The organism is Nonomuraea sp. SYSU D8015 (assembly GCF_008065375.1).
Taxonomy (GTDB): Bacteria; Actinomycetota; Actinomycetes; order Streptosporangiales; family Streptosporangiaceae; genus Nonomuraea.
The window spans coordinates 1,371,464-1,394,380 of record NZ_VJYI01000001.1 but is presented as its reverse complement, the minus strand read 5'-3'; the positions used below and the strand labels follow the sequence as shown (position 1 = coordinate 1,394,380).

Sequence of the window (22,917 nt, the reverse complement as noted above, 5' to 3'; positions counted from 1 at the left end):
TCACCGGCCTCGCTTACCTGACGCGTAATCGCGGCCCCTACGCGGTGGCTGACATCTTTCAAGTGTCACCACGAACCACGTGTAAGGAGCCAGATATGACCGCCGTCACCGTCACCGCCGACAAGGCCAAGTTCCTGCGCCTCGCGCTGGCCGCCGACGCCGTCGTCACCGGCGGCAACGGGCTGGTCTACCTGGCCTTCGCCGGCCCCGTGGGCGACCTCCTCGGCCCGGACGCGGCCCTGCTGCGCGGGATCGGCGTCTTCCTGCTCGCGTACGGCGCCGCGGTCGGCCTGCTCGCCTCCCGCAGGACGATCAGCCCGGCGGCCACCAAGGCCGTGATCGCCCTGAACATCATCTGGACCCTGGGCAGCGTCGCGACCGTCGTCACCGGAGTGCTGGACTACACCACGATCGGCGCCATCTGGGCCATCGCCCAGGCGCTGGTCGTCGCCGGGTTCGCCGAGCTGCAGATCATGGGCCTGCGCAAGGCCCGCAACCAGTAGTCGGAAGGGAAGACCATGAATCTCGTCGAACGCTACGTCGCCGCCTGGAACGAGACCGACGCCGACGCCCGCGCCAAGGCCGTGGCCGAGCTGTGGACCGAGGACGCCACCTACACCGACCCCCTGGCCGACGTGGCCGGTCACGCCGGGATCGCCGCGGTGATCGAGGGCGCGCAGGGGATGTTCCCCGGCCTGGTGTTCACCCCGGGCGAGGTGTACGACGCCCACCACCACATCGCCAGGTTCACCTGGCACCTCGGCCCGGCGGGCGGGGAGCCGGTCGCGGTCGGCTTCGACGTCGTCGAGCTGGCCGAGGACGGCAGGATCCGCAAGGTCCTGGGCTTCCTGGACAAGGTCCCCGCCTGACCCTCCGCATGGCCCCGGGTTTCCCGGGGCCATTGCCATGTGCGCGGGTGAAAACGATTTGCCCCGGGCTTGGCCCGCGCCCGACAATTTAACTTCGTGCCCGATCGACTAAAGCGTCTCCTTCGTCAGGTTTCCATCGACCTGAGCCCCCTGCGCGATTCGCGAGACTATCGCCTGCTGTTCGCGTCCGGGGTCATCACGATGTTCGGCACGTTCATCACCCTGGTGGCGGTGCCGTACCAGATGAAGGAGCTGACGGGCTCCTACCTGGCGGTCGGCCTGGTGAGCCTGGCGGAGTTCGTGCCGATGGTGGTGTGCGGCCTGTGGGGCGGCGCCATCGCCGACGCCCTCGACCGCCGCAAGATCATCGTACTGAGCGAGGTCGGCCTCCTGGTCACCTCGGCCGCCCTCATGGTCAACGCCCTGCTGCCGAACCCCCAGGTCTGGGTGCTGTACGTGGTGGGCGCCATCTCCACCGGCCTCGCCTCCCTGCAGCGCCCCAGCATGGAGGCGGTGTTCCAGCAGGTCGTCAAGCACGAGCAGCAGGGCGCGGCGGCGGTGCTGTCGAGCCTGCGCTGGAACTTCGGCGCCATCGTGGCCCCGGCCCTGGGCGGTCTGCTGGTGACGTCCGCGGGGCCGGCGGCCGCGTACGGGGTGGACGCGCTGACGTTCCTGCTGTCGCTGGCGCTGCTGTGGCGGATCAGGTCGCTGCCCCCTGCCGAGGACGCCGCGCCCGCGTCGCTGAAATCGCTGGTCGAGGGCGTGCGGTACGCCGTGGGACGCAGCGACCTGATGGGGACGTACCTCGTGGACATCGCGGCCATGGTGTTCGCGATGGCGACGGCGCTGTTCCCGTTCCTGGCCGACGAGCTGCGCGCGCCGCAGGCGCTCGGGCTGCTGTACTCGGCCGGGGCGGTGGGCGCGCTGATCGCCTCGCTCACCGGCGCTTGGGCGGCCCGGGTGCAGCGCCAGGGCCTCGGCGTGATCATCGCGGCGGCGCTGTGGGGCGTGGCGGTGGCCCTGACCGCGCTGGCCCCGAACGTCTGGCTGGTCTTCGTCTGCATCGCGCTGGCGGGCGCGGCCGACATGGTGAGCGGCATCTTCCGCATGACGATGTGGAACCAGACCATCCCGCGGGAGCTGCGGGGGCGCCTGGCGGGCATCGAGCTGCTGTCGTACGCCAGCGGCCCCATGCTCGGCAACGCCCGCGCCAGCCTGATGGCCAACTTCGGCGGCACCCGCTTCTCGCTGGGCGCGGGCGGCCTGCTGTGCGTCGGCGCCGTCCTCGCGCTGGGCGCCGCCCTGCCGAAGTTCCGCCGCTACGACGCCAGAACGGACGAGCACGCCCTGGCGGAGAGAGCTCGCAGGGAGGAGCCGGCGGCCCAGCAGCCCTAACGGCTCTCGGCCTTGGCGAACGCCCGCAACGCCTCGGCGTCGGAGTAGACGCTCGTCACGTATTCCGCCACCCACTCCTCGATGCCCTCGAACCCGCTCCCGGCCACCAGCCGCTGCCCCACCAGGGCGGGATCGAGCGGCGTCCACCGCAGGGCGACCGCCCCGCTGTCACCGTCCAGCAACGCCCAGTGCGCCCGTCCGCCCTTCCCGTACGGCATCCCGACGGACCCCGGATTGACCACCAGCACCCGATCGGCCAGCCGCACGAACGGCATGTGCGTGTTGCCCACCACCACGGTGTCGGCGCCCTCCCCCGCCAGCACCTCACCCCACCGCTCCAGCGAACTGTCGACCAGGATCATCTCCTCGTCGCTGCGCGGGGTCGCATGCACGAGCAACGTCGTCCCGAGCCGCCCGACCTCCAGGGTCTGCCGCGCCGGGAGCCCCGCCAGCAGCTCCACCTGATCATCCCGCAATCGCTCCGCCGCCCACTGGGAGATCGGGTAAGGGCTGGCCTTCCCACCGGCCGCCTCCACGAGCTCCCTGTCGGCGTTCCCGCTGAGCCACAACGCCCGCTGCCCCAGCCCGGCCAGCAGGTCGAGCGTCTCGACCGGCATCGGCCCCGCCGCCAGGTCTCCGGTGAGCACGATGAGATCGGCGGCGGCCACGTCGGGCTCGGCCAGCACGGCTTCGAGCGCGGGCAGCACTCCATGGATGTCGGACAACACGGCAACACGCATGCCGCCACTCTCCCCGATCCAGGCCTCCGGCGGGAGAGCTGTTCACGCCGGACGAACGCCTCCGCGTGTATGCGCATTCACTGGGCGTGAACGGACGCTCAACAAGAGCAGAAAGCGATAAGGGTGGGGCTCAGCCCGCCTCCCGCCACCCGTCGTACCGCTCCACCAGCTCGTCCACCTTGGCCAGCACGTCCTCGTTGAGCCCATCGACGACGACCAGCCACTGCGCGTCCTCAGCGTCGTCCTCCCCTGCGAGCGTCTCCCGCACGACGCGCGGCACCCCAAGCTCCGGAAACCACTCACCCAGCGTCTCCGCGACCTCCTCGGCGTCCTCACGCTCACCGAACACCAGCAGCTGCGTCATGCGAACGAATTCTGCCAGCCCGGCATGAAGAGTCGAACACGTGAACACATACAGCAGCAGTGCACTAACATTGCGCTATGGCAACCGCAGAAGAGGATCTTGACTTCCTCCCGTTCTGGGTCATCCCGCCCCCCTGAGGGATTCAAGGCCCAAGACCTCGATCACCTGCCGGCACTGCCCAACCACGCCGAGTTGATCGACGGGAGCCTGGTCTTCTTCGCCCCGCAAACCGACATCCACTGCCGGGCACTGATGCTGTTCCACTACGCGCTCGACCGCACAGCCCCCGACGATCTCCTCGTGCGCGGCCGGATGACCATCGTCCTCGACGAGGACCAACGCCCCGAACCGGACGTAATCGTCATCCGCGCCGAGGCCCAGAAAGGCCCGGACCAGACCTTCTACTTCGCGCAAGACGTCAAGCTCACGGTCGAAGTCGTCACTGACGACACCAGGTCCCGCGACAGGAAACGCAAGCCGCTCCTCCACGCCGAAGCCGGAATCCCGCACTTCTGGCGGGTCGAGACCGACACCGGCCGAGCGGTCGTCTACGTCCACGAACTCGACCCCGCCACCAGTTCCTACGCCCTCACGGGCATCCATCGAGACAGGCTGCGGCTGACCGTTCCGTTCGACCTGGAGATCGACCTCACGGAGATCGACCGCATCTGAAACGGAAAGGCCGGCACGGCACCCCGCCGCACCGGCCCTTACCAGGTTCAGGAGCTACGCAGCTGAGCCCCTACGCGATCGGCCGCCAGGGCCACCGCCGCGTCCCGCGCCGCCGTGGTCTCCTCCACCGTCAGCGTACGGTCGGCTGCCCGGAACCGCATCGAGTAGGCGAGCGACTTGTTCCCCTCGCCCACCTGCTCCCCGGCGTAGACGTCGAACAGCCGGATCGACTCCAGCAGCTCCCCGGCCCCGTCGCGCAGGGCCGCCTCCACGTCCGCCACCGGCGTGAAGTCGGGCACGATCAGGGCGACGTCCTGCGTGGCCACCGGGTAGGCGGACACCGGGGGCGTCTCGACCGGCCCCGGCATGGCCGCCTCCAGGCGAGACAGCTCCAGCTCCATGGCCGCGGTGCGCGCCGGCAGCCCGTACGCCTCGATCACCCGCGGGTGCAGCTCGCCGGCGTGGCCCACGAGCGTGTCACCCACGTAGAGGGCGGCGCAGCGCCCCGGGTGCCAGGGCTCGTGCTGGTCGGCGCTGATCGACAGCTCCAGCCGCGCCTCGGCCGCCACCAGCCGTGCGGCCTGCACCGCGTCGGCCCAGGAGGCCTGCCGGCCGGCGCCCCACCAGCCGGACCGCTCGAACTCGCCGACCAGCACGACCGCCACGCGCAGCGGCTGGTCGGGCAGTGCCGACTCGATCGAGGCCAACTCCTCGGGGGTGGGCCTGCGCTCGACGCCGAGCACCGGCGCGACGCCGGGAGCGTTGTCGCGCGGCCGGTAGACGGCGCCGCTCTCGTAGAGCGCCACGTCGGTGAAGCCGCGGCCGACGTTGCGTACGAGGGTCTTGAGCAGCCCCGGCAGCAGCGTGGTGCGCATGAGCGGCTCGTCCTCCGACAGCGGGTTGGCCAGCCGCACGGCGTGGCGGCGCGCGTCCTCGGCGGGCAGCAGCAGCCGGTCGAAGTCGTCGGGGCTGATGAACGGATAGCTCAGCACCTCGACGTAGCCGCCCTCGGCCAGCGCCCGGCCGACCCGCCTGCGCAGCCGCTGCCCCTCGGTGAGCCCGGCCCCTGCCGGGGCCTTGGGCAGCAGCGACGGCAGGCCTTCGTACCCCTCCAGCCGGATGACCTCTTCGGCCAGGTCGTTGGGGTCGGTGAGGTCGGGCCGCCACGACGGCGGAGTCACCGTGATCATGTCGTCGCCGGTGACGGCCAGCCTGGCCGCCAGCGCGCCGCCGGTCACGACCCCGGTCGGGTCGACGCCGCCCTTGCGCACGGCTGGGTCGTCGCCGTCCACCACGACGCAGCCGATCTGCTCCAGCCGGGCGACCACGGTCTCCTTGGCGTAGGGGACGCCGGCCACGGTGCCCGGGTAGCCGGCCGGGATCGCGATGCGCGCGGGCGACACCTCGACCTCGGCGTGCGTGACCCCAGGCTGGATGGTCGCGCCGCCCAGCTCGGCCAGCAGCTGCACCGCCCGCCACGAGGCGACGAGCGGCAGCTCCCGGTCGACGCCGCGCTCGAACCGCTTGGACGACTCCGACACCAGCCCGTGCCTGCGCGACTCGCGCGAGATGCCGGTGGCGGAGAAGTGGGCGGCCTCGATGACGATGGCGGTCGACTCGTCGGAGATCTCGGTCGCCAGCCCGCCCATGGTGCCCGCCATCGAGATCGGGCCCGACTGGTCGGTGATGAGGATGTCGTCGGGGTCGAGCTCGCGCACGACGTGGTCGAGCGTCTCGAGGCGCTCGCCGGCCACGGCCCGGCGCACGACGATCTCGCCGGTCAGCTTGGCCCGGTCGAAGGCGTGCAGCGGCTGCCCGAGCTCCAGCATCAGGTAGTTGGTGATGTCGACGGCCAGCGACACCGGCCGCATGCCGGCCCTGGTGAGGCGTACGCGCATCCAGAGCGGGCTCTTGGCGTCCGGGTCGAAGCCGGTGACCTCGCGCAGCACGAACCGGTCGCAGGCGGTCGGGTCGGCGATCGAGGCCGGCCACGCGGGCTCGGTCTCCTTGGGCACCTCGACGTCGGCGGGGTCGCGGAAGGCCACCCCGAACGCGGTCGCCGCCTCGCGCGCCACGCCCCGGATGGACAGGGCGTAGCCGATGTCGGGCGTGATCTCCAGCTCGATGACGTCGTCGCGCAGGCCGAGCAGCTCGACCACGTCGGCGCCGATCGGCGTGCCGGCGGGCAGCACCATGATGCCGCCGTGCTCGTCGCTGAGCCCGAGCTCGCGCTCGGAGCAGATCATGCCCTCGGACATGCGTCCGTACGTCTTGCGCGCGCCGACCTCGAACCCGCCGGGCAGCACGCCGCCGGGCAGCACGACGGGCACCCGGTCGCCTGCGGCGAAGTTCGTGGCGCCGCAGATGATCTCGCGGGGCGCCGCCTCGCCGGTCTCGACCTTGCAGTGCCTGATCGGCTTCTTGAAGCCGGTGAGCTCTTCGATCTCGAGCACCTCGCCGACCACGACGTTCTTGACGTCGTGGCCGTGCGAGGTGATCGACTCGAGCTTGAGCCCGGCCGCGGTGAGCTTGTCGGCCACCTCGTGGGCGGTGACCGCCGGGAGATCGACATACTCCCGCAGCCAGGAGAGCGGGACCTTCATCAGATCTCCATTCCGAACGGGAGCGTGAAGCGCACGTCTCCTTCGACCATGTCTCGCATGTCCTCGGCGTTGTGGCGGAACATCAGGGTCCGCTCGATGCCCATGCCGAACGCGAACCCGGAGTAGCGCGCCGGGTCGACGCCGCAGGCGACCAGCACGCGCGGGTTGACCATGCCGCAGCCGCCCCACTCGATCCAGCCCTCCGACTTGCAGGTGCGGCACGGCGGGTTGCCGGGCACGGCCGAGGCGCCGCGGCAGACGAAGCACTTGAGGTCCATCTCGGCGGACGGCTCGGTGAACGGGAAGTAGTTGGGCCGGAACCTGGTCGTGATCCCCTTGCCGAACATCACCTCGGCGAACCGGTCGAGCGTGCCCTTGAGGTGGGCCATCGTCAGGCCCTCGTCGACGGCCAGCCCCTCGGTCTGGTGGAAGACCGGCGTGTGGGTGGCGTCGAGCTCGTCGGTGCGGAACGTCTTGCCCGGCGAGATGACGTAGACCGGCAGCTCGCGCTCGAGCAGCGCGCGGATCTGCACCGGCGAGGTCTGCGTGCGCAGCACCATGCCGGACTCGGTGGACCCGACGAAGAACGTGTCGTGGTCGGAGCGGGCCGGGTGGTCCTTGGCGATGTTGAGCGCATCGAAGTTGAACCACTCGCCTTCGAGCTCGGGCCCCTCGGCCACTTCGTAGCCCATGGCGACGAACGCGTCGGCGATGCGCTCCTGCAGCGTCGTGAGCGGGTGGCGGGCGCCGCGCGGCCGGCGGTCCCACGGCAGGGTGACGTCGACGGTCTCCTCGACGAGCACCCGGGCGTCGCGCTCGGCCTCCAGCTCGGCCTGGCGGGCGGCCAGCGCCTCGTTGATCGCTCGGCGGGCGCCGCCGACCCGCTTGCCGGCCTCGGCGCGGGCGGCGGGCGGCAGAGCGCCGATCTCGCGGTTGGCCAGGGCGATGGGCGAGCGGTCGCCCGCGTGCGCCAGCCTGGCCTGCTTGAGTGCGTCGAGGCTGTCGGCAGCCTTGATCGCCGCGATGGCGTCGGCCTCCATGCGCGACACCTCGTCGGCATGCAGCGGTGTCACCTCGACGGGGTCGTAGTCAGACAAGAGTGAGCTCCGTATCCAGGGCTTGAGCGGAAAAGAGTCTAGTGGCGTCGGCCCACCGGGCCCGAATCCCGCTTTCCAGCGTCCCAGCTCCGTGCAACGGACTACACAGACGCGGAAGTGGCGAAGTCGGGCGTGCCGGTGGGCACGGTAAATCGAAACTCCGCCCCGCCCTCGGGCGCCCGCTGCACGGTGATCGTGCCGCCGTGTGCCTCGACCAGGCCCTTCACGATGAACAGGCCGAGCCCCGTGCCGCCGCGCCTGCGGCTGTTGCCGCCCCGCCAGAACTGCCTGAAGACGCGCGGGGCCAGCTCGGGCTCGATGCCCTCGCCCTCATCGCGCACCGACACGGCAACTCCCCATCCGACGGACTCGATCTCGATTGTCACAGTGCCGCGCCCGTGACGCAGCGCATTTTCCACCAGATTACCCAGAATCTGGTCGACTTTGTCCTGGTCGAGCCACATCTCCGGCAGGTCGTCGCCGACGATCAGGCGGAAGCGGTCTTCCGTCTCGCCGGCCGCGACCCGGCCCGCGATGAGCCTGCGCGCCCTGGCCGGCAGGTCGACGACCTGGCGGCGCACCTCCAGCCGCCCCGACTCGATGCGGGAGACGTCGAGCAGCTCGGTGATGAGCCGGGTGACGCGGTCGGCGTCGTTGTTGACCGTCTCGAGCATGACGCGCTTCTGCTCGTCGGTGAAGCGGCTCCACTTGGCCAGCATCGTCGCGGTGAACCCCTTGACGCTGGTCAGCGGCGAGCGCAGCTCGTGGGCCACGGTGGAGACCAGGTCGGCGCGGCTGCGCTCCAGCCGGGCGCGGGCGCCGCCGTCGCGCAGGGTGATCGTGACGCGCTCGACCTCGCCGCCGCGCTCGGGCTCGCGTACGAGCCGGGCGGCGACGTGGAGCTCCTGGCCACCGGGCAGGTGCAGCGGGCGCTCCGGCACCCGGCTGCGGGTGCGCAGCCCGCCCTCGGGGTCGAGCGCCTTCCACCAGTCGCGCCCGTCGTGGTCGCGGAAGGGGAACACGTCGTTCATGTGCCTGCCGACCGCACGCTCCACTGCGATCTTGGTCAGCCGTGCCGCGGCCCGGTTGACGGCCAGCACGCACCCATATCGGTCGGTCACGATGAGGCCGTCTGGAAGATCGTCGATGGCTATCGTGCACGCGGCGGCCACTACTTGCCCGTCGGTTTCTGCGCCGTGCACGACCTCGCCTCCTCCGCCTACAACGCCGACAATAGCGGGTTTCCCGCCGCCTAGGGCACTCGCTGCGCCCTAGCCGAGGAGTAAAGGCATACCGCCGCCGCGGTGGCCAGGTTGAGACTTTCAGCCTGTCCGTAGATGGGCACTCTGACCACATCGTCCGCGTCGGCGAGTAGCTCCTCCGGCAGTCCCCAGGCCTCGTTGCCGAAGATCCACGCGGTGGGGCCCGACAGGTCGACGTCGTCGAGCGTGTGCTTGCCCGCGCCGTCGGCCGCCAGCACGCGCAAACCGCGCTCCTTCAGTTGACGCACGGCGGCGGCCGCCGGTGCACCGACGACGACGGGCAAATGGAAAAGGCTGCCGACGCTGGCGCGTACGCACTTGCCGTTGTACGGGTCGACGGAGGCGTCGGTGAAGATCACCGCGTCCGCCCCGGCGGCGTCGGCGGCCCGCAGGACGGTGCCGGCGTTGCCCGGGTCGCGCACGTGGGCGAGCACCGCGACCAGGCGCGGCTCCTTCAGCGCCGTCTCCAGGGGGACGTGCACGAGCTTGCAGACCGCCACCAGCCCCTGCGGCGTGACGGTCTGGGACAGCTCGGCCATGACCTCGCCGCTGGCGCGGTGGACGGGCACGCCCTTGAGCCTGGCCTCGGTGATCAGCTCGGGGTGGCGCAGCTCGGCCTCGGCGGTGCTGAACAGCTCCAGTGTGACGCCGTCGAGCTTGAGCGCCTCGCGCACCGCCTGCGGGCCCTCGGCCAGGAACTTGCGGTCCTGATCCCTGAAGGCGCGCTTGGTGAGCCGCCTGGCGGCCTTCACCCGCGGCGACTTCACGTTGGTCAGCTCGGACCCGGCCATTGCTCTCCCCCTGCGCACCGCGCGTAGCGGCATGTCCACGTACAGCAAAGGGCCCACCGTCATCGGTGGGCCCCTCTCTTAAGGCAATTGCTTCAGCTCGCGGCCGGAGCGTTCACGTTCGCCGGGAGCGCCTTCTTGGCGGCCTCGACGAGCGTGGCGAAGGTCTGGCTGTCATTCACCGCGAGATCGGCGAGGATCTTGCGGTCGACCTCGATGTTGGCCAGGCGCAGACCCTGGATCAGGCGGTTGTACGTCATGCCGTTCTGACGGGCCGCGGCGTTGATCCGCTGGATCCACAGGCGGCGGAAGGCGCCCTTGCGGTCCTTGCGGTCACGGTAGGCGTACGTCATCGAGTGGAGCATCTGCTCCTTGGCCTTGCGGTAAAGACGCGACCGCTGGCCACGGTAACCGCTCGCCCTCTCGAGGACGACCCTGCGCTTCTTCTTGGCGTTGAGCGCCCGCTTCACGCGTGCCATGTTTCTTCTCCCCGGGGAATCGCGCTACTTACTTCGCGAGCAGCTTCTTGATCTTCTTGGTGTCGGCGTCGGAAAGGACGACCTCGTTCTTGAGACGGCGCGTCAGCGTGGACGACTTCCACTCGTTGTAGTGCGCGCGGTTGGCACGGCGACGCTTGATCTTGCCGGTGCCGGTGAGCCGGAACCGCTTCTTCGCACCACTGTGCGTCTTCATCTTCGGCATGTCGCCGTCTCTCCTCGTTTCGGTCGTGCCGGTGGCCGGGCCGGTGCTTGGCCGACCCGGTCGCGGCGTCTTTCGTCTGCCGGTGGCTGCTGGGGCGCGATGTAAGGCTAACCCCAACCGCAGGTCATCCTTCCTGTGCGGAAGATCCCTCAGTGCCACGCTGTGCCCTGGCTGCGGCCTTTTCGGCCTTGGCCTCGGCCTTCTTCTTGTGCGGACCGATCACCATGATCATGTTACGGCCGTCCTGCTTGGCGTGGGACTCCACGAAGCCGAGCTCCTGGACGTCGTCCGCGAGCCGCTGCAGCAGCCGGAAGCCGAGCTCCGGCCGGGACTGCTCACGTCCGCGGAACATGATCGTGACTTTGACCTTGTCTCCCGCCTTGAGGAACCGCACCACGTGACCCTTCTTGGTCTCGTAGTCGTGCGGGTCGATCTTCGGCCGGAGCTTGATCTCCTTGATGATCGTGTGCGCCTGGTTCTTGCGCGCCTCGCGCGCCTTCATCGCGGACTCGTACTTGAACTTGCCGTAGTCCATGAGCTTGCACACGGGCGGTCGAGCCGTGGCCGCGACCTCGACGAGGTCGAGGTCGGCCTCTTGGGCGAGCTTCAGGGCGTCGTGAATCGAGACGATGCCTACCTGCTCGCCGTTCGGGCCCACGAGGCGAACCTCGGGAACTCGGATACGCTCGTTGATGCGGGGCTCAGTGCTGATGGGGCCTCCTAGGTTTGCGATCCCTACGTGCTCGTCGTGCCGAGGCCTCCCGCGCTGAACGCGAAAAGCCCCGCACGTCGCGCATGCGGGGCCACTGAGCTCTTTGGCTTTCGTGGCCTCGAGCTCCCCGGAGTAGTCCGGCGTGATCCTGGACCCGGCCACCTTTCGGCGACTCGGGTGGGAGGGAGACCTCCGCTTGCGCGTCCAGCAAGGCATGCCGGACCGATCAGAGAGCTACATTACCACAACCACGCGGGGCCCTCGAATCATCCCCGCCGGCCAAATCTCCTGCCGTAAAGTTCTGACCTGGGAATTTGACCGGATCATCCCTATGGCCGAAGACGTCGCCGAGGAGGCGTGCGCGCTTCCCGTCTCGGACGCGCCGATCGCGCCAGAGCCAAGGCGCACGGTGACCCGCGACGGCACAGCGGGACCGTGATCAACCCGTTCGAGCCGCCCGCCTGAGGATCTCCGCTTGGCCGGCCGTACGCATCGCCTCCACCGGCACATCCGTCCTGCCGGTCATCAGCTCCACCTGCCGCACCGCCTGATGCAGCAGCATCGCGAACCCGCCGACCACCGTCCCCCCCGCCGCCTGCACGGCCGCCGCGGCGCGGGTCGGCCAGGGCGAGTAGACCACGTCGAAGAGGGCGGGCACCCCGGCCAGCCGGTCGGCGAAGGCGTCGGCCGCGCCACTCGGCAGCGTGGACACCACCAGATCCACCCGGGTGAGCACGTCGAGCTTGTCGAACGTCTCCACCGCCAGCGCCACGCCCAGCCGCTCGGCCACCTCGACCGTCCCACCGGCCCTGGCGGGGTCGCGCACCAGCAGCGTGGCCGAGAACAGCCCGAGGTTGCGCAGCGCCGCCAGCGTGGAGGCCGCCGTGGCGCCGCCGCCCAGCACCGTGGCCGATCGCGGCGCCGGCACCCCGGCCTCCGCCAGCGCCTGCTCGATGCCGTGGACGTCGGTGTTGTCGCCGTGGCGCCGCCCGTCGCGGAACACCACCGTGTTGGCCCCGCCGACCTCGACGGCCAGCTCGGACACGGTGTCGAGCAGCGGCAGCACGGCCCGCTTGAGCGGCATGGTCAGCGACAGCCCCGCCCAGGCGTCCGCGTCCTCCGCCCCTTGCCCGCGCACCGGCGCCAGCTCCCCCAGCAGCCCCGGCAGCCGCGCCTCGTCACACTCGAACGCCTCGTAGCTCCACCCGTCGAGCCCCATCGCCTGATAGGCGGCCCTGTGCAGGTAGGGCGAGAGCGAATGGGCGATGGGCGACCCCAACACAGCGGCCCGCATCGTCACTCCTTCCGGCCAGGAAGACCTTATCGCCGTCCGCCGGGCGCGCTGCGCAGCCGGGCGGACGGCGACTTCCCGGCCGGAACGGTCAGCCGCCGCAGCCGCCGTTCCTCTTGCACTCGGCGACCAGCGCCTGGTGCTCGGCATCGGTGGTGGCGAACTTCGTGACGCCGCTCTTGTCGGTGGCCACGAAGTACAGCCAGGGGCCCTTGGCCGGGTTGAGCGCGGCCTCGATGGCATGGTCACCGGGGTTGGCGATCGGGCCGGGCGGCAGCCCCTGATACTTGTAGGTGTTGTAGCGGGACTTGCTCTGCAGGTCCGCGTTGGTGGCGAAGGTGCCGTACTTGCCGAGCGCGTACATCACCGTGCTGTCCATCGACAGCGTCATCGGCGGCTTGTGCGCCATGCGGTTGTAGATGACACGGGCGATCTTCGGCATGTCCTCGGCGCGCCCGGCCTCGGCCTGGATGATGCTGGCGACGATCACGATCTCGTGCGGTGTGCGCCCGAGGGCTTTGGCGCCGCCTTCGAGGTCCACGCTCTTGGCGGTCTGGTTGAACCGGTCGACCATCATCGCGAGCATCTGCGACGCAGTGGTCTTGGGCTGGAACTCGTACGTGGCGGGGAAGGCGTAGCCCTCCAGGTTGCCCTTGGCGTACGGCGGCAGCTCCAGGGCGCGGACCTTCTTGGCCGCTTCGGCGAATTCCTTCTCCGGCTTGCCGGTCTCCTTGGCGAGCGTCTTGAGGGTGTCGGACAGGCGCAGGCCCTCCCGGATGGTCACCTTGGCGCGCAGCCGGTTGTCCGGGTTGAGCATCGACACGGCGGCGGCCGCGGACATCTGCTTGCGCAACTTGTACGACCCCGGCTGCAGCGAGGCGCTCTTGTTCGCGTTGCCGATCGCGTTGGTGAACGCCCTGGCGCTGGCGACGACCCCCTGCCGCTCCAGCTCCTGCGCCACCTCGGACGCGCTCTGGCCCGCCTTGATCTCGACGACGACCTCGCCGGTGCCCTGACCGGTGTAGTCGTCGGGCACGAGGGCGTCGCTGAGCCAGAGGTAGCCGTAGTATCCGCCACCGCCGATGATGCCCGCCAGCACGACGAAGGCGAGCAAGGGTGCTATGAATCCGCCCCGATTGCGGCGCCTGCGCCGCCTGCGGTTGGAGCCGCGCTTGCCGGAGCTTCGGGTGCGGCGCCGGGGCTGACCTTCGTCGTCCTCGGCGCCGAGCAGCGTGTTCAGATCGAGATCGTTCATAGGTTCGCTGGCCAATCTCCCGGTACGACCGGCCGGGAGTCAAGCGGAAGTGCCCAACCGGCAGGGGTTACCGAGCGGAACGGGGGAAGCCGCCGGACATGCTCCCATGACCGGCGGGGCTCACTCTGAGTAGCCATGCTAAGGGACGGAAAGAGGGCGCATGCCCCTTTTTGGGGCATTTGCGCAGGGACGGGAGCGGTCCCAACGAACATCAGTTCGCCCCGAGGTTCTTGTTCAACTCTTCCCGGTATCTCACGAACTCGCTCTCTTTGTTGGTGAATTTGGTGATTCTATGCGCCGGATCCGTCGTCACAAACCAGTGCCAATCACCTTTGGCCGGGTGCAGGGCCGCTATCAGCGCCTTCTCACCGGGATTGGCGATGGGCCCCGGCGGCAGTCCCTTGTGGCGATAGGTGTTGTAAGGATGGTCCACCTTGGTATCGTTCTCGGTGACTCTTAGTGTCCGCCGGTTCTGCGCGTACAGGACCGTGCTGTCGATCTCGAGCTTGGTGCCCCGCGCCAGGCGGTTGTAGATCACTCTGGCGATCTTGGGGTAGTCGTCGTCGGTGCCGCCCTCGGCCTGGATCAGGCTGGCCACGGTGACGGCCTCCAGCGGCGTCAGATGGACGCGTGCCGCCCGCTCCTCCAGCCTCACCTTCCTGGCCGCGACGCCGAAGCGCTCGACCATGGCGGCGAGGACGTCCACGGCGGTGTCGCCGGGCTCGATCTCGTACGTGGCGGGGAACAGGAAGCCTTCGAGGCCGGGCGCGTACTTCGGCAGGCCGACCAGGGCCTTGTCGACGTTCTGCAGCTCCTTGAGCGGCAGCCCGGCCTGTTTCGCGAGGCGGGTCAGCACCTCGCTCACGCGCATGCCCTCGGGGATGGTGACGCGTCGAACGACGCGGGAGGCCGGGCTGAGCAGCAGGTCCAGCGCCGCGCTCGCGGCCATGCCCTTGCGCAGCCGGTAGTGGCCGGGACGGAGCCGGTCGGCCACCGCGCGATCTTCGGTCGCGCGCACGAACGACTCCGTGCTCGCCACCACCCCGGCCTCGGCCAGCACCGATCCGATGGCCTCCGCGGTGGAGCCGGGGACGATCCTGACGGTCACGGCGCCGCTGCCGGTGCCTTCGTAGTCGTCGGGGCTGAGGTGCGGCTTGAGCACCGCGATCGCGCCCGCTCCCAGGGCCACCAGGGACACGATCAGGCCCCCGGCGACCAGGCCCGCCTTGCGCACGGCCCGCCGCCGCACGGCGGACGGCGGAACGCCCTCCGCCTCGCCGCCGCCTCCACGTCGGCGCCGATCCCCGCCCTGGGATGCTTCTCCGGCCCGGGACCCATCCCCGGCCTGGGGTCCCTCTCCAGTTCGGAGCCCATCCCCGACCTGGGGCCCATCCCCGTGCTCGGACCTCCCCGTGTCCGAGGATCGCTCCCCCTTTTGAGCCTCATCCCGGTCCTGGGGGTCGTCCTCGCTCTCGGGCATGTTTCCGGCCCCGGGCCCCTCGCCGGCCGGAGGTCCGTCCCCGCTCTCGGGCTGGAGCGGGCCGCCGTCCCCATACCGAAGCCCGTCACCGTCCTGAGGCCGGTCATCGTCCGGGAGCCGGTCGCCGTCTCGTGCCTCAGGCCCGTCGATGCCGGACTCGGGCGCCGGGTCGTCGGCACGGAACGGGATCATGTCGCCGACGTCGTCCTCGTCCTCCGGCATGCCGTTCGGCGGCTCATTGGGCGTGCCGCTCATGCGACCACCCCGCCGACCGCGTCCGTACCCGCGCGTCCAGCCGACCGGCTCATCACCAGCGACGACGCCCTGCGCACGCGCGCGGCGACAACGGACAAACCCGTGGCCGCCGCCACGCCGGCGCGTCGCCCGCGAGCCGGCGCCGCGCTCCCCCGCCCCGTAGGTCGCCGGCTCATTGGGCAGGTCCGTCGGCCGCTGGGGGCGGTTCGACGGGCCTGCCTGGTGGTCTTTCCGTCGCGCGCTCCGAGTCGAGCGCGTCCTGCAGCAGCACGACGGCCGCCGCCTGGTCGACGACCCCGCGCTGTTTCTTGGCCTTGACGCCGCTGGCCCGCAGCCCATGCGTGGCGGCGACCGTGGTCAGCCGCTCGTCGAACAGGCGTACGGGCGTGGGCGCGAGCCGGGCGGCGAGCCGGGTCGCGTACTCGCGGGCCAGCGCGGCCGCCTGCCCCTCGCGGCCCGACATCGACGTGGGCAGCCCCACCACGACCTCGATCGCCTCGTGCTCGGCGACGATCGCGGCGATGCGATCGAGGTCGCCCTTGCCCCGCTTGACGGTCTCGACCGGCGTGGCCAGCAGCCCCGATGGGTCGCTGCGGGCCACGCCGACGCGTACGGAGCCGACGTCCACGCCGATCCGTGAACCGAACCTCATGTCAGCCGAGCTGCCCCGTGATGGCCTCATCAACCAGGCGCAGCGCGTCGCCGATCGCCTCCGGTCGTGTGCCTCCGCCTTGCGCGACATCGTCCTTGCCGCCACCGCCACCCCCAAGCGCCTTGGCGGCGACGCCGACCAGCTGTCCGGCCTTGAGCCCCCGCTCGCGCCCCGCCTCGTTGACCGCGGCAACCACCACCGGCCGGTCGGAGGGGACGCCGACGATCACGATGACCGCCGGCCGGTCGGCCGGGAACCTGCCGCGCACATCAAGCGCGAGCTTACGCAGGTCATCGGCGCCGGTGCCATCAGGCGCGCGGTGTGTCACGACCGAGACGCCCTGCTGGTCACGAGCCTGCGACACCAGCTCGCCCGCCACCTGGAGCACCTGCGCGGAGCGGAGCTTCTCCAGCTCCTTCTCCGCCGTGCGCAGCCGGGTCACGATGCCGTCGATGCGCTCGGGCAGCTCCTCGCGGCGCGCCTTGAGCTGCTCGGTGAGCTGGTGGACCAGCACGCTCTCGCGGGCCAGGAAGCGGAAGGCGTCGATGCCGACGAGCGCCTCGACGCGGCGCACGCCCGCGCCGACCGACTGCTCGCCCAGCACCTTGACCAGGCCGAGCTGGCCGGAGCTGTGGACGTGGGTGCCACCGCACAGCTCGCGCGAGTAGTCGCCGATCTCGACCACGCGGACCTCGTCGCCGTATTTCTCGCCGAACATCGCCAGCGCGCCCATCGCCCGCGCCTCGGCCTGCGAGGTGTAGAAGGCGTTGACCTTGAGGTCGTTGATCAGCACCGCGTTGACCTCGTCCTCGACGTCGCGCAGCACGCTCGGCGGCACCGCGCCCGCCGCGGTGAAGTCGAAGCGGAAGCGGCCGGGCGAGTTTTCCGAGCCGGCCTGGGCCGCGGTCTCACCGAGCGCGTTCTTGAAGCCGCGGTGGACCAGGTGGGTGGCGCTGTGGCTGCGCGAGATCGCGCGGCGGCGCTCGATGTCGATCTCCGCCTGCGCCTCGTCGCCGACCCTCAGCTCGCCGCTGCGGATCTTGCCGCGGTGGACGACGAGCCCGGGCAGCGGGGACTGGACATCGACGATCTCGACCTCGGCGCCGCTGGTGCGGATCACGCCCTGGTCGGCGAGCTGGCCGCCGCCCTCCGCGTAGAACGGGGTGCGCCCGAGCACCACCTCCACGGTCGTGCCCGCGCCCGCCGCAGGAACGGTCGCGCCGTCGACGAGGATGCCGACCACGCTGGTGTCGGCCTCGGTCTGGTCGTAGCCGAGGAACTCGACCTTGCCGGCCGCCTCCAGCAGCTGACCGAACACCGAGATGTCGGCGTTGCCCGTCTTCTTCGCCGCCGCGTCGGCCTTGGCCCGCTGCCGCTGCTCCTTCATGAGCCGGCGGAAGCCCTCCTCGTCGACCTTGAGCCCCTGCTCGGCCGCCATCTCCAGCGTCAGGTCGATCGGGAAGCCGTAGGTGTCGTGCAGCTGGAACGCCTGCGCGCCCGACAGCGTCGTGCCGGACTTGCGCTTGGTCTCCTCGACGGCCACGTCGAAGATCGCCGTGCCGGTGCGGAGCGTGCCGAGGAAGCTCGCCTCCTCCGCGTCGATGATCCCGTGGATCTGCGGCGCGTCGGTCTTGAGCTCGGGGTATTGCTCGCCCATGACGTTGATCGCGACGTCGGTGAGCTCGTGCATGTAGCGCTCGTCGCCGGAGCCGAGCAGGCGCAGGTTGCGCACGGTCCTGCGCAGGATGCGGCGCAGGACGTAGCCGCGGCCCTCGTTGCTGGGCAGGACGCCGTCGGCGACGAGCATGGTGCCGGTGCGGACGTGGTCGGCGATCACCCGCAGGCTGACGTCGGCGCGCTGGTCACGCCCGTAGCGGGACTTGGTGAGCTCGGCCGCCCTGTCGAGGATCTTGTAGGTGGTGTCGATCTCGTAGATGTTGTCGACGCCCTGCAGGATCGCCGCCATGCGCTCCAGGCCCATGCCGGTGTCGATGTTCTTCGCCGGCAGCTCGCCCGCGACGTCGAAGTCGACCTTCGTGCGGACCGCGCTGAGCTGGTACTGCATGAAGACGAGGTTCCACACCTCGAGGTAGCGGTCCTCGTCGGCGACCGGCCCGCCCTCCTTGCCGTATTCGGGGCCGCGGTCGTAGTAGATCTCCGAGCAGGGGCCGCCGGGACCCGGCACGCCCATGTGCCAGTAGTTGTCCTCGAGGTCGCGGCGCTGGATGCGGTGCTCGGGCAGGCCGACCTTGTTGCGCCAGATGTCGTAGGCCTCGTCGTCCTCGAGATAGACGGTCGCCCACAGCTTGTCTTCGGGGAAGCCGAAGCCGCCGTCGGACTCGGACCTGGTGAGCAGCTCCCACGCGAACGGGATCACTTCGGACTTGAAGTAGTCGCCGAACGAGAAGTTGCCCAGCATCTGGAAGAACGTCGCGTGCCGCGTGGTCTTGCCGACCTCGTCGATGTCGGGCGTGCGCACGCACTTCTGCGCGGTGGCCAGCCGGGACGCCGGAGGCTTGCGCTGCCCCAGGAAGTACGGCTTGAACGGCACCATACCGGCAGGAACCAGGAGAAGCGTGGGGTCCTCAGCGATCAGGCTGGCCGAGGGCACGACCTTGTGCCCACGCTCCTCGAAGAAGCGCAGGAAGCGGCGGGCGATCTCTGCCGACTCCATGTTGGCCATCCTTTGCGATTAGTCAGTTGTCATCTTCAGGGTTGTCGAGCTTGAAACGCGCCCGCAACTCGGTTTCCCGCTCGGCGGCCTCGCCGAGCACGTCAGAGGTAAAGTCTCTCACCCTCTGGAGCATGCCCGCCGCACTGTCGGCGGTCCTGCGGGCGAGGTGGTCGGGGTGGAGCGCCTGCAGCCTGCGCATCACCCAGAAGGTGAGGAACGCGCCGAGCGACAGGTAGAACAGCCTTCTGATCATCGTGTCCGCCTGGGCTGCTGCCTGGACCTGGGCCGGGACGGCCGGCGGGCCTCGATGGCGCGCCGCACCCCGTAGCCCAGCGACGACACCTTGATCAGCGGCCCGGTGAAGATGGTCTGCGTCACCGCGCTCAGCTTGGCGGCGTGGCCGCTGACCTGCTTGACGTCCTTGGCGATGGCCTCGACGGCGATCAGCTGCCTGTTGGTCTCGTTGACCGTGACGCTCATGTCGTCGAGCAGCGGCGCCAGGCGGTTGTTGAGGTCGGAGACCGCCTTGGTCGTCTCCGTGAGCAGCCGGGCGAGCTTGACGAGCACCATGGCGAGAACGCAGACCAGGACTATCCAGCCCGTGGCGGCGATCAGCCCGGCGACCTCTCCAGCGGTAAGCATCCGCTCATCTCCCTCGTACGCTGGGCCGGAACGCCAAGACCCTATCGCGTTCGAGGGACAACGTTGGTGAGGACGGCGAGCCGTTATCAGGCCGCCACGCCGGCTCCCCGCAGTTGAGCAGCCGATCTCATGAGGGCCCGTGCCGCCCGGATCTCGGGCGCGACCAGCCGTTCCGGCAGGGCGGCCATGGCAGCGCGCAGCGCCTTGAGCGCCGTGTCGGCGGCGTATTCGGAGGCTCTGCCGCCGCGGCAGCCGTACATCTCCTTGGCCCACGCGGGCAGCGTCGCGAAGGCGAGCGCGCCCGCGGCGGGCAGCGAGCCGAGCTCGAGTGGCGGGGTGAGGAGCGCCAGCCGGACCGACAGCTGCGGGCTGACGCTGCGGCGCAGCGCGTCGCGTGCCTCGTCGGTGGCGGACAGGTACGGGCGCATGCCGGCGAAGTAGTCGCGCAGCTCGGCCACGTCGCCGGGGACGTCGCGCAAGCCGACGAGGCGGGCGCTGCGCCGCTGTTCGGCCACGTACGCGTCCGCCTCGGCGCCGCTCAGCGGCACGCCGCAGCGGCGGGCGATCTCCAGGTGGGAGGAGGTCTCCACGCAGTGGACCCAGCGGAGATTGTCGTCCTCGTTCACGCGGAACAGGGTGCCTGTGTCGGTGTCGAGGCCGATGAGGCGGGCGTGCACGCGGCGGACCCGCTCGGCCGCCTGCTCGGCCTGCTCACGGGTGCCGAACGTGCGCACGGTGACGAAGTCGAGCTGGCGCCGCAGCCGCGCGCGGGCCACTTCCGGGTCGTCGAGCAGGCAGTTCTGGGCGATGCCGCGGATGGTGCGGGGGTGCAGGGCCTGCAGTTGGAAGGCGCGCAGCACGGCGAGCCGGCCGAGGGACTCGGTGTGGATTCTCCAGGTGATCGACTGGGGGCCGAACAGGCCGCCGCCGGGGGTAACGGTCGCCTTCACACGGTTGTGATTCCCCGTGAACGCCTGTTTAGTACGGCTTTCACATACGCGTCGCACGGCCTGTCACCCATGCGTCGCGACTCTCACGCACGCGTCCGCGACCCGCTCAGGGGTGCGCCGGGACGCGGGCGTACGCGCGGACCGGGACGCGGGCGACGCCCCTGAGGCGGGGTGGGGCCGCCGTGAACAGCGCCCCGGTCGGCGGCAGGCTCTCCAGGCCGGTCAGCCTTTCGACGACGGGCACGCCTGCGCTCAGCAGCGTCTCGCGGGCGGGCCGCTCCTCGCGCGTGCCGTCGTCCAGGCCGTCGGCGTCGGTGCCGACCAGCGCGGCCTCGTGCTCCACCAGCCAGGCCGCGGCCGCCCGCGTGAGGCAGTGGCCCTCGCGGACGCCAGTGTGAAGGAGGACGGCGCGGCCGCGGACGTCGAAGGCGGCCAGTGATCCCACGTCCACCGATCGCCGCTCCGCGCCGGTCACCCTCACCACGACGGCGGGGACGTCGACGGTGCGCGGGAGCGGGATGGCGGGGAGATCGCCGTGAGGTGCCTCAAGGTAGGTGCCGCCCTCTTGCGGGAGGTGGTTGAGCTCGATCAGCGCGCCGCCGCCGGTGCTCTGGCGGGTGCGGCTCCCGTCCGACGGCCCTCCGCGGGTGCCTTTGTGCGGCTCGGCGAAGATCCGCACGTTGGTCAGCTCCACGGTGTCGGTCATCAGCAGGCCCAGGGAGGCCACGAACAACGCCGCGATCTGGTCCTTGGAGGCGTCGGGGCCGGGCAGGTCGACACGGAACCCGTGAACGGTGAGGTCACCGCCGTTGCTGAAGGCGATGGAGGCGTCGAGGGAGGCGCGGTACTGGCTCATGGCGCGCCCAATCTACCGCGCCCGTCCCCGACGACGTCCGGCCCGCCACCGCCCATGCGCCGCCTGACCGCCGTCCCCGTTGCGCCGACCTCCACCGCACCGCATCCCGCCGGCCTGGCGCCGGAGGGCGCGCCCCACACACAAGAGCCGCTCATCGGCGCGCCTTGCACCGCCGGCAGCGGCGCGCCCGGGCCGCCGGGCGGGGGCGGCCCGGGCCCTCCCGGGGGGTGGGTGCCGACTCAGCGCATGAGCTCCCTCATCGGTGCGACGCCCGTCGGGGCGGGTGGCACGCCACGGCCGGGTGTCTGTGTGGGAGGGGCCGGCGGGACCGGAGGGGCAAGAGGGGGAGGCGCGGAGGGACCGGAGGGGCAGGAGGGGGCCGAAGGGGCGGAGGCACGGGGTTCAGGAGCCGCGGAGGAAGTCGCGGATCTTGGACCAGCGGTCGGCGACCGGGGCCTCGGCGCCGTGCCGGGTCGGCTCGTAGTAGCGGCGGTCGCGGATCTGCTCGGGCGCGTAGTCCTGACGTACGAGGCCGTGCTCGAAGTCGTGAGGGTATTTGTAGCCCTCGCCGTGGCCCAGCTTGGCGGCCCCCGGGTAATGGGCGTCGCGCAGGTGGCCGGGGACCTGGCCGATGAGGCCGCGGCGGACGTCGCCGATCGCGGCGCCGATGGCCTTGACGACGGCGTTGGACTTGGGCGCCAGGGCGCAGTGGATGACGGCGTGGGCGAGGTTGATCTGCCCCTCGGGCAGGCCGATGAGCTGCACGGCCTGGGCGGCGGCGACGGCGGTCTGCAGGCAGGTGGGGTCGGCCATGCCGACGTCCTCGGAGGCGAAGATGACGATGCGGCGGGCGATGAAGCGCGGGTCCTCGCCGGCCTCGATCATGCGGGCCAGGTAGTGGAGCGCGGCGTCGGCGTCGGATCCGCGCATCGACTTGATGAACGCGCTGATCACGTCGTAGTGCTGGTCGCCCTGCCGGTCGTAGCGCACGGCGGCCTTGTCGACGGCCTTCTCCACGACCTCGACCGTGATGTCGTCGGCCAGCAGCGCCGCCGCCTCCAGGTACGTCAGCGATCTACGCGCGTCGCCGCCGGCGAGGCGTACGAGATGGTCCAGCGCCTCCGGCGCGAGCGTGACGCGCCCGTCGAGGCCGCGCGGGTCGGCGACGGCGCGCTCGAGAACCGCGCGGATGTCGTCGTCGGTCAGGGACTCCAGCGTGAGCAGCAGCGAGCGCGACAGCAGCGGCGAGATGACGGAGAAGAACGGGTTTTCCGTGGTGGCCCCGATGAAGGTGACCCAGCGGTTTTCCACGGCGGGCAGCAGGGCGTCCTGCTGGGCCTTGTTGAAGCGGTGGACCTCGTCCACGAACAGCACGGTCTGGCGGCCGGTCATGCCCAGCTCGCGCCGGGCGTTGTCGATGGCGGCCCGCACGTCCTTGACGCCCGCCGACACGGCGGAGATCTCGACGAAACGGCGCTTGGTGACGTTGGAGACGACGTACGCCAGCGTGGTCTTGCCGGTGCCCGGCGGCCCCCACAGGAACAGCGACATGGGAGCCTCGCTCTCGACCAGGCGCCGCAGCGGGGTGCTGGACTCGAGCAGGTGCCGCTGGCCGACGACCTCGTCGAGGGTGCGGGGGCGCATGCGCACCGCGAGGG

General features: G+C 70.7%; 23 protein-coding genes. 4 read left to right on the top strand and 19 right to left on the bottom strand.

The genetic code is table 11. The features are described from left to right. The first annotated feature begins 95 nt into the window (after positions 1–95). The 3 genes from ID574_RS08825 to ID574_RS08815 all read left to right on the top strand — a co-directional run bounded on the left by ID574_RS08825 (position 96) and on the right by ID574_RS08815 (position 2,264). Positions 96–503, top strand: a complete 408-nt coding sequence (locus ID574_RS08825; RefSeq protein WP_188188178.1) for a hypothetical protein — start codon at positions 96–98, stop codon at positions 501–503. A gap of 15 nt (positions 504–518) precedes the next feature. Next, positions 519–869: a nuclear transport factor 2 family protein gene (locus ID574_RS08820; RefSeq protein ID WP_188188177.1), complete on the top strand. Its 351-nt coding sequence runs from the start codon at positions 519–521 to the stop codon at positions 867–869. Positions 870–965: 96 nt separating this feature from the next. Continuing rightward, a complete protein-coding gene (locus ID574_RS08815; RefSeq protein WP_223166487.1) occupies positions 966–2,264 on the top strand; it encodes an MFS transporter in 1,299 nt (432 codons plus the stop codon). Here the strand turns inward: ID574_RS08815 and ID574_RS08810 are convergent. Together ID574_RS08810 and ID574_RS08805 are read right to left on the bottom strand one after the other, a co-directional pair. Further along, positions 2,261–3,004, bottom strand: a complete 744-nt coding sequence (locus ID574_RS08810; protein ID WP_188188176.1) for a metallophosphoesterase family protein — start codon at positions 3,002–3,004, stop codon at positions 2,261–2,263. The genes ID574_RS08815 and ID574_RS08810 overlap by 4 nt on opposite strands. Positions 3,005–3,134: 130 nt before the next feature. Further along, positions 3,135–3,368, bottom strand: a complete 234-nt coding sequence (locus ID574_RS08805; protein WP_188188175.1) for a hypothetical protein — start codon at positions 3,366–3,368, stop codon at positions 3,135–3,137. A 192-nt stretch (positions 3,369–3,560) separates the two neighbouring features. On the opposite strand from ID574_RS08805, the gene ID574_RS08800 reads away from it, so the two are divergent. After that, positions 3,561–4,040: a Uma2 family endonuclease gene (locus ID574_RS08800; protein ID WP_262495953.1), complete on the top strand. Its 480-nt coding sequence runs from the start codon at positions 3,561–3,563 to the stop codon at positions 4,038–4,040. 47 nt (positions 4,041–4,087) lie between these two features. Here ID574_RS08800 and ID574_RS08795 read toward each other — a convergent pair whose 3' ends face one another. The 17 genes from ID574_RS08795 to ID574_RS08715 all read right to left on the bottom strand — a co-directional run bounded on the left by ID574_RS08795 (position 4,088) and on the right by ID574_RS08715 (position 22,903). Then, the gene (locus tag ID574_RS08795; protein ID WP_188188174.1) at positions 4,088–6,643 is read right to left on the bottom strand and encodes a phenylalanine--tRNA ligase subunit beta; all 2,556 of its coding nucleotides are present in this window, start codon (positions 6,641–6,643) and stop codon (positions 4,088–4,090) included. Next, a complete protein-coding gene (gene pheS / locus ID574_RS08790; RefSeq protein ID WP_223166520.1) occupies positions 6,643–7,683 on the bottom strand; it encodes a phenylalanine--tRNA ligase subunit alpha in 1,041 nt (346 codons plus the stop codon). Before pheS ends, ID574_RS08795 begins: the two co-directional genes overlap by 1 nt. 158 nt (positions 7,684–7,841) lie before the next feature. Beyond that, positions 7,842–8,942 carry a sensor histidine kinase gene (locus tag ID574_RS08785; RefSeq protein WP_188188172.1) on the bottom strand — a complete coding sequence of 367 codons (1,101 nt, stop codon included), beginning with the start codon at positions 8,940–8,942 and terminating at the stop codon, positions 7,842–7,844. Positions 8,943–8,992: 50 nt separating this feature from the next. Beyond that, a complete protein-coding gene (locus tag ID574_RS08780) occupies positions 8,993–9,793 on the bottom strand; it encodes a TrmH family RNA methyltransferase (RefSeq protein ID WP_188188375.1) in 801 nt (266 codons plus the stop codon). Positions 9,794–9,885: 92 nt separating this feature from the next. Next, positions 9,886–10,269 (bottom strand): 50S ribosomal protein L20, encoded by a 384-nt coding sequence (gene rplT / locus ID574_RS08775; protein WP_043622113.1) that lies wholly within the window; start codon positions 10,267–10,269, stop codon positions 9,886–9,888. A 28-nt stretch (positions 10,270–10,297) separates the two neighbouring features. Continuing rightward, entirely contained in the window at positions 10,298–10,492 is a 195-nt protein-coding gene (gene rpmI, locus ID574_RS08770) for a 50S ribosomal protein L35 (RefSeq protein ID WP_113702878.1), read from the bottom strand. A gap of 124 nt (positions 10,493–10,616) precedes the next feature. Then, positions 10,617–11,186 (bottom strand): translation initiation factor IF-3, encoded by a 570-nt coding sequence (gene infC / locus ID574_RS08765; RefSeq protein WP_223166519.1) that lies wholly within the window; start codon positions 11,184–11,186, stop codon positions 10,617–10,619. A 457-nt stretch (positions 11,187–11,643) separates the two neighbouring features. Further along, positions 11,644–12,498, bottom strand: coding sequence for a shikimate dehydrogenase (locus ID574_RS08760; RefSeq protein WP_188188171.1), 855 nt, complete (start codon positions 12,496–12,498; stop codon positions 11,644–11,646). 88 nt (positions 12,499–12,586) lie between these two features. After that, entirely contained in the window at positions 12,587–13,750 is a 1,164-nt protein-coding gene (gene mltG / locus ID574_RS08755) for an endolytic transglycosylase MltG (protein WP_188188170.1), read from the bottom strand. Positions 13,751–13,961: 211 nt separating this feature from the next. Next, positions 13,962–15,485 (bottom strand): endolytic transglycosylase MltG, encoded by a 1,524-nt coding sequence (gene mltG / locus ID574_RS08750; RefSeq protein WP_223166485.1) that lies wholly within the window; start codon positions 15,483–15,485, stop codon positions 13,962–13,964. Positions 15,486–15,657: 172 nt separating this feature from the next. Then, the gene (ruvX, locus tag ID574_RS08745) at positions 15,658–16,137 is read right to left on the bottom strand and encodes a Holliday junction resolvase RuvX (RefSeq protein ID WP_223166484.1); all 480 of its coding nucleotides are present in this window, start codon (positions 16,135–16,137) and stop codon (positions 15,658–15,660) included. Position 16,138: 1 nt separating this feature from the next. Then, a complete protein-coding gene (alaS, locus tag ID574_RS08740; protein WP_188188168.1) occupies positions 16,139–18,811 on the bottom strand; it encodes an alanine--tRNA ligase in 2,673 nt (890 codons plus the stop codon). 22 nt (positions 18,812–18,833) lie between these two features. Next, a complete protein-coding gene (locus tag ID574_RS08735) occupies positions 18,834–19,064 on the bottom strand; it encodes a hypothetical protein (protein WP_188188167.1) in 231 nt (76 codons plus the stop codon). After that, positions 19,061–19,453 carry a DUF948 domain-containing protein gene (locus ID574_RS08730; RefSeq protein ID WP_188188166.1) on the bottom strand — a complete coding sequence of 131 codons (393 nt, stop codon included), beginning with the start codon at positions 19,451–19,453 and terminating at the stop codon, positions 19,061–19,063. The genes ID574_RS08735 and ID574_RS08730 overlap by 4 nt, the downstream gene beginning before the upstream one ends. 86 nt (positions 19,454–19,539) lie before the next feature. After that, positions 19,540–20,403, bottom strand: a complete 864-nt coding sequence (locus tag ID574_RS08725) for an oxygenase MpaB family protein (protein WP_188188165.1) — start codon at positions 20,401–20,403, stop codon at positions 19,540–19,542. Between the two features lie 106 nt (positions 20,404–20,509). After that, positions 20,510–21,259 (bottom strand): cyclase family protein, encoded by a 750-nt coding sequence (locus tag ID574_RS08720; RefSeq protein WP_188188164.1) that lies wholly within the window; start codon positions 21,257–21,259, stop codon positions 20,510–20,512. Positions 21,260–21,661: 402 nt separating this feature from the next. Continuing rightward, on the bottom strand, positions 21,662–22,903 hold the full coding sequence (locus ID574_RS08715) for a replication-associated recombination protein A (protein ID WP_223166518.1): 1,242 nt from the start codon (positions 22,901–22,903) through the stop codon (positions 21,662–21,664). Between the last annotated feature and the right edge of the window lie 14 nt (positions 22,904–22,917).

Bases quoted from the DNA above. Each gene is read 5' to 3' on its own strand.
- ID574_RS08825 (WP_188188178.1), top strand. From the start codon at position 96: ATGACCGCCGTCACCGTCACCGCCGACAAGGCCAAGTTCCTGCGCCTC.
- ID574_RS08820 (WP_188188177.1), top strand. From the start codon at position 519: ATGAATCTCGTCGAACGCTACGTCGCCGCCTGGAACGAGACCGACGCC.
- ID574_RS08810 (WP_188188176.1), bottom strand. From the start codon at position 3,004: ATGCGTGTTGCCGTGTTGTCCGACATCCATGGAGTGCTGCCCGCGCTC.
- ID574_RS08805 (WP_188188175.1), bottom strand. From the start codon at position 3,368: ATGACGCAGCTGCTGGTGTTCGGTGAGCGTGAGGACGCCGAGGAGGTC.
- ID574_RS08795 (WP_188188174.1), bottom strand. From the start codon at position 6,643: ATGAAGGTCCCGCTCTCCTGGCTGCGGGAGTATGTCGATCTCCCGGCG.
- pheS (WP_223166520.1), bottom strand. From the start codon at position 7,683: ATGGAGGCCGACGCCATCGCGGCGATCAAGGCTGCCGACAGCCTCGAC.
- ID574_RS08780 (WP_188188375.1), bottom strand. From the start codon at position 9,793: ATGGCCGGGTCCGAGCTGACCAACGTGAAGTCGCCGCGGGTGAAGGCC.
- rplT (WP_043622113.1), bottom strand. From the start codon at position 10,269: ATGGCACGCGTGAAGCGGGCGCTCAACGCCAAGAAGAAGCGCAGGGTC.
- rpmI (WP_113702878.1), bottom strand. From the start codon at position 10,492: ATGCCGAAGATGAAGACGCACAGTGGTGCGAAGAAGCGGTTCCGGCTC.
- ID574_RS08760 (WP_188188171.1), bottom strand. From the start codon at position 12,498: ATGCGGGCCGCTGTGTTGGGGTCGCCCATCGCCCATTCGCTCTCGCCC.
- mltG (WP_188188170.1), bottom strand. From the start codon at position 13,750: ATGAACGATCTCGATCTGAACACGCTGCTCGGCGCCGAGGACGACGAA.
- mltG (WP_223166485.1), bottom strand. From the start codon at position 15,485: ATGAGCGGCACGCCCAATGAGCCGCCGAACGGCATGCCGGAGGACGAG.
- ruvX (WP_223166484.1), bottom strand. From the start codon at position 16,137: ATGAGGTTCGGTTCACGGATCGGCGTGGACGTCGGCTCCGTACGCGTC.
- alaS (WP_188188168.1), bottom strand. From the start codon at position 18,811: ATGGAGTCGGCAGAGATCGCCCGCCGCTTCCTGCGCTTCTTCGAGGAG.
- ID574_RS08735 (WP_188188167.1), bottom strand. From the start codon at position 19,064: ATGATCAGAAGGCTGTTCTACCTGTCGCTCGGCGCGTTCCTCACCTTC.
- ID574_RS08730 (WP_188188166.1), bottom strand. From the start codon at position 19,453: ATGCTTACCGCTGGAGAGGTCGCCGGGCTGATCGCCGCCACGGGCTGG.
- ID574_RS08720 (WP_188188164.1), bottom strand. From the start codon at position 21,259: ATGAGCCAGTACCGCGCCTCCCTCGACGCCTCCATCGCCTTCAGCAAC.
- ID574_RS08715 (WP_223166518.1), bottom strand. From the start codon at position 22,903: ATGCGCCCCCGCACCCTCGACGAGGTCGTCGGCCAGCGGCACCTGCTC.